Origin of the sequence: Rhodococcoides kroppenstedtii (genome assembly GCF_900111805.1) — a bacterium.
Lineage (GTDB): Bacteria > Actinomycetota > Actinomycetes > Mycobacteriales > Mycobacteriaceae > Rhodococcoides > Rhodococcoides kroppenstedtii.
On the sequence record NZ_FOJN01000012.1, the window covers coordinates 155,679 to 164,073 of the forward strand.

The 8,395-nt window shown below is 66.1% G+C and carries 7 protein-coding genes; 5 read left to right on the forward strand and 2 right to left on the reverse strand.

What is annotated here, in order from left to right; translation table 11 throughout:
* The first annotated feature begins 2 nt into the window (after positions 1–2).
* On the forward strand, positions 3–1,097 hold the full coding sequence (locus tag BMZ18_RS14570; protein ID WP_139203982.1) for a hypothetical protein: 1,095 nt from the start codon (positions 3–5) through the stop codon (positions 1,095–1,097).
* Between the two features lie 115 nt (positions 1,098–1,212).
* On the opposite strand, the gene BMZ18_RS14575 is transcribed toward BMZ18_RS14570, so the two are convergent.
* A complete protein-coding gene (locus BMZ18_RS14575; protein WP_068360843.1) occupies positions 1,213–3,447 on the reverse strand; it encodes an NADP-dependent isocitrate dehydrogenase in 2,235 nt (744 codons plus the stop codon).
* 232 nt (positions 3,448–3,679) lie between these two features.
* On the opposite strand from BMZ18_RS14575, the gene BMZ18_RS14580 reads away from it, so the two are divergent.
* The 4 genes from BMZ18_RS14580 (at position 3,680) to BMZ18_RS20095 (ending at position 6,765) form a co-directional block, all read left to right on the forward strand.
* Positions 3,680–4,366 (forward strand): GNAT family N-acetyltransferase, encoded by a 687-nt coding sequence (locus BMZ18_RS14580; RefSeq protein WP_068361047.1) that lies wholly within the window; start codon positions 3,680–3,682, stop codon positions 4,364–4,366.
* Positions 4,363–5,595 carry an MFS transporter gene (locus tag BMZ18_RS14585; protein WP_074922265.1) on the forward strand — a complete coding sequence of 411 codons (1,233 nt, stop codon included), beginning with the start codon at positions 4,363–4,365 and terminating at the stop codon, positions 5,593–5,595. Before BMZ18_RS14580 ends, BMZ18_RS14585 begins: the two co-directional genes overlap by 4 nt.
* A 121-nt stretch (positions 5,596–5,716) precedes the next feature.
* Entirely contained in the window at positions 5,717–6,013 is a 297-nt protein-coding gene (locus BMZ18_RS14590) for a hypothetical protein (protein WP_068360836.1), read from the forward strand.
* A 50-nt stretch (positions 6,014–6,063) separates the two neighbouring features.
* Positions 6,064–6,765 carry a hypothetical protein gene (locus BMZ18_RS20095; protein ID WP_244516546.1) on the forward strand — a complete coding sequence of 234 codons (702 nt, stop codon included), beginning with the start codon at positions 6,064–6,066 and terminating at the stop codon, positions 6,763–6,765.
* A 492-nt stretch (positions 6,766–7,257) separates the two neighbouring features.
* On the opposite strand, the gene BMZ18_RS14600 is transcribed toward BMZ18_RS20095, so the two are convergent.
* On the reverse strand, positions 7,258–8,178 hold the full coding sequence (locus BMZ18_RS14600; protein ID WP_082894885.1) for a DUF1942 domain-containing protein: 921 nt from the start codon (positions 8,176–8,178) through the stop codon (positions 7,258–7,260).
* Positions 8,179–8,395: the final 217 nt, after the last annotated feature.

Sequence of the window (8,395 nt, forward strand, 5' to 3'; positions counted from 1 at the left end):
CTATGAGCAAGAGTCAACGTCGGGCCAAGGCCGCGAAGCGCACCGCGGCAGGCCGACCGAAGCAACGAGTGGCACTGTCCTGGCCCACGGTGCTGAAACGATTCGCCGAGTGGTTGCTGCACTCGGGCTGCACCGCGGATCCGTTGGCGGCCTATTCGACAGCGATGGCAGTCGACCGATCCAGCGCCGATCGCCGCATCGTCATCGCGGGGGCGGACCTACCGTTGGAGTTGTTCGACATGGACTTGTACGCGGAGGACTGCCTGCACACACCGTGGTCACCCGACGACACTGCCGATGCTCTCGCCTTGTTCGCGCGATTCGTTGTCGCCGAGCGCATGTCGCCCGACCAAGAGGACCTGTTGACGGAGTTGGTCGACTTGGACCCCGTGGTCCCGCCACGGACGGCACCTGTCCCGCATCGGGGCTCGGCACCCCTCGGTCCGACCACCCTGACGTCGCACGTTCGACGGGTCGCGGCCTGGTGCGAGGACAACGGCAGCGTTCCCGATCCTCGTTTCGCACAGCCCAGCTCGAGCAGGCAGGTTCGCGATGCGATCTACCCGGCGCAGGACGACGAGAACGACGTCGTCAGCGGACTGCTGTCGACGCTGAAGTACTACGTCGTGGTCCAGACCGCGCTGGGAGCTGGCGTCCTCCGCCGCGAGGACCGCACGCTTCGAGCCGGCGACGCGTTCGATCACTGGCTCGCAGAGCCGAGCGAGGAGTGGGGGCGCCGCAGTCTCGTGGAGGCCTATGTCGAATGCATGCGACCGGTGGTCGCGCTCGACGACGCCCGGGAGAAGCAGGAGGTGGCCGCCGCCTGCGACGCGCTGTGGATGATCCTCGTTCGTTCCCTGGTCGGAGACGCTGCCCATGACGGCGAAGCGTTCGCCGTGGGCATCGGCACCGACAGCGAGAAAGTGAGAGCGTGGCTGTCCGTGCGACTGTCCACCATGATCGACCTCGGACTGATCGTCCCGGTGAACGGGCAGATGTGTGTTCCGGACTCCCACGCGCCGGCCCTTCTCGACGCGCTCGATCGCGTTCGTCTCGACACCCCGGCGTCGGCGGGAGAGTGGCTCGCACTCACGTGACCCCGACCGTGGAATCTGGGACCCGCTTTCCGGGGGCCCGGTTCCACGATTCGCCCCACCCACGACAACGGCCCGACCCCACCAAGGTAGGGACGGGCCGCGTCGCGGAAGCTTCTTACTTCCCTGCCGACTCCAACGCCTTGTTGAAGGTCTCGCTGGGACGCATGACCTTGGCGGTCAGGTCCCAGTCGGGGTAGTAGTAGCCGCCGATGTCCACGGGCTCGCCCTGGGCGTCGTTCATCTCCTTGACGATGGCGTCCTCGTTGTCCGCCAACGACTTCGCGAGCGGCGCGAAGTACTCGGCCAGCTCGGTGTCCTCGGTCTGGTTCGCCAGTTCCTGCGCCCAGTACAGGGAGAGGTAGAACTGGCTGCCGCGGTTGTCCAGCTCACCGGCAGCGCGCGAGGGTCCCTTGTTGTTCTCGAGCAGCTTGCCGGTGGCGGCGTCGAGGGCCTTGCCCAGGACGTTGGCCTTGCCACCGGTCTTCTTGCCGAGGTCCTCGAGACTGACTGCGAGAGCCAGGAATTCGCCCAGCGAGTCCCAGCGCAGGTGGTTCTCCTCGAGAAGCTGCTTGACGTGCTTCGGCGCGGAACCGCCGGCGCCCGTCTCGTAGAGGCCGCCGCCCGCCATCAGCGGAACGATGGAGAGCATCTTCGCGGAGGTGCCCAGCTCGAGGATCGGGAACAGGTCGGTGAGGTAGTCACGCAAGATGTTGCCGGTCGCGGAAATGGTGTCCAGGCCACGAATCACGCGCTCGAGGGTGTACCGCATGGCACGCACCTGGGACATGATCTGGATGTCCAGGCCCTCGGTGTCGTGGTCCTTGAGGTAGGTGCGGACCTTCTTGATGAGCTCGTTCTCGTGCGGCCGGTACGGGTCCAGCCAGAACAGCACGGGCATGCCGGAATCGCGAGCTCGGTTGACGGCCAACTTGACCCAGTCCTGGATCGGCGCGTCCTTGACGATGCAGAGGCGCCAGATGTCACCCTCTTCGACGGTCTGGGTGAGGAGCACCTCGCCCGTCTCGATGTCGGTGATGTTGGCGGTGCCGCCCTTGGAGACCTCGAAGGTCTTGTCGTGCGAGCCGTACTCCTCGGCCTTCTGCGCCATCAGACCGACGTTGGGAACGGTGCCCATGGTGCGCGGGTCGAACTGCCCGTTGGTCTTGCAGAAGTTGATGATCTCCTGGTAGATCCGGGAGAACGTCGACTCGGGGTTGACGGCCTTGGTGTCCTTCGGCCGACCGTCGGCGCCCCACATCTTGCCGCCGGCGCGAATCATGGCGGGCATCGACGCGTCGACGATGACGTCGGACGGCGAATGGAAGTTGGAGATGCCGCGGGCCGAGTCGACCATGGCCAGCTCGGGCCGGGTCTCGTGGCACTTGTGCAGATCCTCGATGATCTCGTCGCGCTTGGTGGCGGGCAGCGACTCGATCTTGCTGTACAGGTCCGACAGGCCGTTGTTGACGTTGACGCCGAGCTCTTCGAAGAGGTCGTTGTGCTTGGCGAAGGCGTCCTTGTAGAACACCCGCACTGCGTGACCGAAGACGATGGGGTGCGAGACGCGCATCATCGTGGCCTTGACGTGCAGCGAGAACATGACGCCGGTCTCGTAGGCGTCCTGCATCTCGGCCTCGTAGAACTCGATGAGCGCCTTCTTGCTCATGAACATGCTGTCGATGACGTCGCCGTGCGTGAGCTCGACCTCGGGCTTGAGCACCATGGTCTCGCCGTCGTCGGTGATCAGCTCCATCTTGACCTTGCGATCGCCCTCGACCACCGTCGACTTCTCGCCGTGGTAGAAGTCGCCGTGGCGCATGTGGGCGACGTGCGTGCGCGACGCCGGCGACCACTCGCCCATGCTGTGCGGGTGCTTGCGGGCGTACTCCTTGACGGCCTTCGGCGCACGACGGTCCGAGTTGCCCTCACGCAGAACAGGATTCACGGCGCTACCGAGACACTTGGTGTAGCGCTTGCGAATCTCCTCCTCTTCCTCGGTCTTCGGGTTGCCGGGGAATTCGGGGAGGTCGTAGCCCTTGTCCTGCAGCTCCTTGATCGCGGCGCGCAGCTGCGGCACGGAGGCGGAGATGTTGGGGAGCTTGATGATGTTGGTGTCGGGGTTCTGAGTCAGCCGACCCAGCTCGGCCAGGTTGTCCGGAACCCGCTGATCCTCGGGGAGCAGGTCGGAGAACTCGGCCAGGATGCGAGCCGCGACCGAGATGTCGGAGGGCTCGACGTTGATGCCGGCCGCACCCGCAAAGGTGCGGATGACCGGAAGGAACGCATGCGTGGCGAGCATGGGCGCCTCGTCGGTCAGGGTGTAGATGATGGTCGGCTGCTTGTCGCTCATGTCAGGACTTGCCTCGTTTTCCGTCGGTTCGACGTCGTCTGTTCCTTGTGGGTTCGATGACAACTTTAGTCGTCTTCGTTCGTGCTGTGGCGACTGCGGTCGGAGCGGCTCGATGTGGCTCGAGACATACCTGACCAGCGACGACGCCGCCCGCTGACGACGCAGATTTCCTACTCGCCGGTAACCGACCGTGACCGGCGGGAAGACTCGGCGCACCGGCCATACTGACGTCGTGGTCACGCCCGAGACATCCCTCGACCATCCGGTCGCCGAATCGCTGCGCACCCGCCACGCGCACCTCGCTCGTCGCCTCGGAGACGCGGTCACGTACGACACGGACGTCGCCACCTTCGCCGACGTCGGCACCGACTGGGCGGCCCTGGCGGAGTTGCTCAGGCCCGGCCGGATGGCCGACCTCTTCTCCTCCGAGGCGACGCCGCCCGCGGACTGGGAGCCGATGTTCGAGCTCGCCGGTCTGCAACTGATCTTCGCGGGCGACGTGCCCACGGCGTCGTCGATCCGGATCGTCGACCTCGGCGAGGCCGACTACCCCGCCATGCGCGCGTTGATCGACGCCACCCGGCCCGGCCCGTTCTGGCCACGAACGCCGGAGCTGGGGACGTACCTCGGTGTGCGTGACGACGACGGCACGCTCGTCGCCATGGCCGGCGAGCGTCTGCGACCGCCGGGGTGGACGGAAATCAGCGCGGTCTGCACGCTCCCGTCTGCGCGGGGTCAGGGGTTGGCCGGCGCGTTGGTCGGCGAACTCGTCCGACGCATCCTCGCCCGCGGCGACCGACCGTTCCTCCATCTCGCGGAGGCGAACACGGCGGCGTTGCGGGTGTACGAGCGGCTCGGGTTCGTCCTGCGGCGGCGGGTCGTGTTCCGGGGGTTCCGCACGCCGGGAGGCGATGCGTGACCCGCGTCGGCGGCGTGTTCGCCCTCCTGGCCGGCCTCTACTTCGCGCAGGGGCTGCCGTTCGGCTTCTTCACCCAGGCGCTGCCGGTGGTGCTGCGGCAATCCGCTTATTCGCTGGTGACCATCAGTGCGACCGGGGTTCTGTTCGCGCCGTGGGCGCTGAAGTTCCTCTGGGCGCCGTACGTCGATCGCTACGGGACGCGGCGACGGTGGCTGGTCTCGTTGCAGTGCGGGGCGGCCGTCGTGGCGCTGGTGTTGGCGTCGCTCGATCTGTCGTCGGGTCTGGCGTGGCTGTTCGTCGGCATCGCGGTGATCAACCTGTTGTCCGCGACGCAGGACGTCGTGACCGACGGTCTGGCCGTGCGGTTGCTGTCGGCCCGAGATCGCGGCGTCGGCAACGGAATTCAGCTGGGCGCGTACCGGATCGGCATGATCGTCGGCGGAGGAGTGCTGCTCTGGCTGTTCTCGCTCGCCGGGTGGCGGGCGCTGTTCGTCGTCATGGCCGTGCTGATTCTGGTGTCGACGGTGCCCGTACTCGCGTTGCGACGGACCCTCGAGTCGGCCGACGCCACCCCCGTTGTCGACTCCTCCGCGGTGCGGCTGGCCGGGGCGTGGTGGGCGCGGTTGCGACGGCCGGGTGTCGTGGCGTTCGTCGGGCTGATCGTGGCGTACAAGTTCGGGAACTCGATGGGGTCGGCGTTGGTGGGCCCGTTCCTGTCGGACCTCGGGTTGTCGCTGGGGCAGATCGCTCTGCTGGAGGGCGGACTGGCGTCGGCCTCGGCGCTCGTCGGCGCGGCGCTCGGTGCCTGGTACGCGACGCGGTTCGGACGACGGCGTGCCTTGCTGGTCGCGGGCATCACCCAGACCCTGGCCCTCGGTTCCTACGTCGCCGCCGCGCTCGGGGTGGGCGGGTTCGCGATGGTGGTCACCGCCAACGTCGGTGAGCACGTCTTCGGCGGGGCCGCGACGGTGGTGCTGTTCGCGCTGATGATGGACGCGTCCGAGCGCGCCTTCGCCGGCACCGACTACACCCTGCTGGCCTGCGCTGTCGTGTTCTCGCAGGGTACGGCCGGGCTGGCTGCCGGGGTGGTCGGTGAGCTCTTCGGCTACGCCGTCATGTTCGGGACGGGGTTGGTGCTGTCCGGGGTGGGGTGCGCGGTGCTGCTCGTCGGTTTGCGGCGGGGGTGGGGGCCGGCCGTGCTGCACCGGGAACCGGCTCGTGCTCCGTGAGTGTCGGACCCCTGTGTCACAGTGTCGCTCCCACGCGAGAACGGACCAGGGTCATGACGAACAACTTCCACAACAGCCCGAACTACGGACCATCAACATCCACCAGACGACCGTCGGGTACGTGGTGCCGCAGCGCTCGTGGCCTCGTCGTCACCCGATCCTCACCCTGATTCTCGGGTTCTTCGCGCTCGGGTTCGTCGTGGAGTACTGGTGGCTCGCGCTGCTCGGCGCTGCTGTCTGGCTGGGCGTCCGGTCGTACCGGAAGCGCGAGGCGAGTCGCGAGCTCGCGCGGCAGGAGCAGATGCGTCTGATCGCCAGCGCGCACGCGCAGAATCAGGCCTTCCTACAGGGCAACCAGTTCGGCACGCACGGGCACTTCCCGGTGGACGGCCGCTACATCCACCCGCCGCAGGGATAACGCCTGCGGCCGGGGTCGATCCTCGACGGGCGTCGCCTCGAACCACAGGCATGACCTCAGCTCCGGACGGCGTTCCGTCGTGGACCTTCGCCTCGGACGATCTCATGACCCGCTACGTCGTGGTGACCGACGCACGGGTCGACATGACGGGGTGGTCGATTCATTACCACCACGTCGAGGGCCTGCCGGATTCGTCGCCCTTCGCGCCGGTGTCGGTGCGGGTCGAGCCGCCCGACGACTTCGTGTTCGACGACGACGGTGACACCCAGCTGTGGGCCGCCACCATCGAAGCGGCAGCGTTGCTCGACAGCTTCGTCTCGCCGGAGGGCCGCATCCTCGCGGTCGACCAGTGGGATGCGATGACGACGTGGCTGGTGGAGTCGATGCGCGACGAGCCGGCGGGCCTCATCATCGACCTGGGGCCGAACACCGAGATCCCGGAGGACGAGGTCGACGACATCGAGCTGGTCAACGCTCAACTCCATGTCCTCGACGACGGCGTGGTGATGGTGCGACGCTCGCACCGCATCCTGCGGCAGCTGCGGCTGGTCGACCACGCCGTCGACGGCCTGGCTCTCGACCAGTGGCACCACGACGACACGTTCTACGACTGCACCAACGGCTACCTCTTCACCCGCGACCACGTCCTCGCCGCCAGCGCCTGCGTCGCGTGGGTGCGGGATGCGGGTGGGGTGGAGGCGGCCAATCGGCTCGGGTGTTCGTTCGATTTCGCGGACGAACTACCGCGGTGACACTGATCGGAGCAAGCTGCCGGGACTCACAAAATGCTGGTCCCATGGTGGATGGTTGACAAGCGCCTGGCGCAGGCTCAATTACCGTTGCCACGGGTCGACAGTGCCGCAATCCAAGACGGACAGATCCGGGTGCCAGTCGCCGTCAAAGGAATTTTCGAATAGCCGAGCGACGTCCTTTTACGTTTGAGTCTCGCAAGGGTCATGGCGCGCGTCGGTAGGCGCTCCGGGGGACGCCTCGATTCCGCGGAGGCCGCAGAATTGATAAGACTCGATCGCAACCGTCTCTGACGGCAGGGGGCTGTCCAATGCAGTGGCCTCAACGACGCCATCACCGCGCGGAGCTTGCAACAAGCCGACCCCGTGCGACGCCGGTCGACTCAGCACCCGGCCGAGCTCTCGCCGTCCCTTTACCACCCGCCGATCCACGGTTGGCGGCGGCTCCAGGCGTGTTCTATCCAGTTGCACTCTGCTCCGACCAGGCAAGTTTTTTCAGCACGGAATGATGTAGGCCGGATCAGTGGTTCGGTCCAACCACTTACCATAAGATCCGGCAGGCGATGCATTCACTGCAGCGCAAACTTCGCCTTCGCTGCGACCAGCGACGCGGTATACGGCATAGATGGGATTGCCCTCCGCAGATTCCTGCCGCAGGGAAGGACACGAGTTGTCGGTCCTCAAGTAGGACGCGCCCGGATTTCGCAATAGCTGCGTTGCAATCTCCTGCTCATAGGACCCCGGGGCGGTCGCCGAATACAGAATGACAACACCTGTACCGTCGCAGGCCGGAACCGAAATCTCGGTGTCCAGGCCCAGGTCGCCGTTGACTATTCCGCCCGTGGGGCCCGTTTGCTCATCATCGGTCCGCTCACCCGGCGTCAGTTCTCCGTCCCATCTTGCCAATTCTTCCCCGAGCGCACCGTTGTAGCGGATAGACGCAATCGGGGGTCCCGTCACATCGAACGCAACAATTCCTTTGATCCGGTCACCAACCGACACAGTCCCTGCGGGCAACTGCCCGTCGACCGATGCGAGGGCCGCCTGATACGTCGTTCCGTCCGCCGCGCGGGCCGTGAAGTACAGCGGGTTGACGTTCGTAGTGCCCTTCAGACCCTCCAAAGTCACCGATATTTGCTGCAAGTCACCCGCGGGTGACAGACCGAACTGCGTCGGCGTTGCCGGCACGAGACTCTCCACCGTCACCCGTGTGACTACGCGACGCCCATCGGCGACGTTCTGACTGGCACCGATCGGCACAGTCTGCGCCTCATCATCCGCCTCGCTCTGCATCGTGGCGCTCGTGCTGGGTTCCGATTCTGCAGTCCCAGCAACACGCTCGCTACATCCGATCAAAACCGCAGCCAGTGGAACCATCACAACCATGCCACGGGCAATCTCTCGCTTGATGCGCATGACGTGGCTCTCCTTGATTCCCGACTTCTGAAATTAGCTGAACTAGTGAGGTCGATGGAGACGAGCTGGCCCCATCTCACGTTCCTTGCCGCCTGCGGCTGACGACCGTCAGCGTCCCCACGCTAGGGCGTGTCTCCCATAGTTAAGCGGTAACCCGCGAGACCGTGGCCGTATGGGACAGACGAAGTCACGATTTCGCCAGTTCACCGACGAGCAG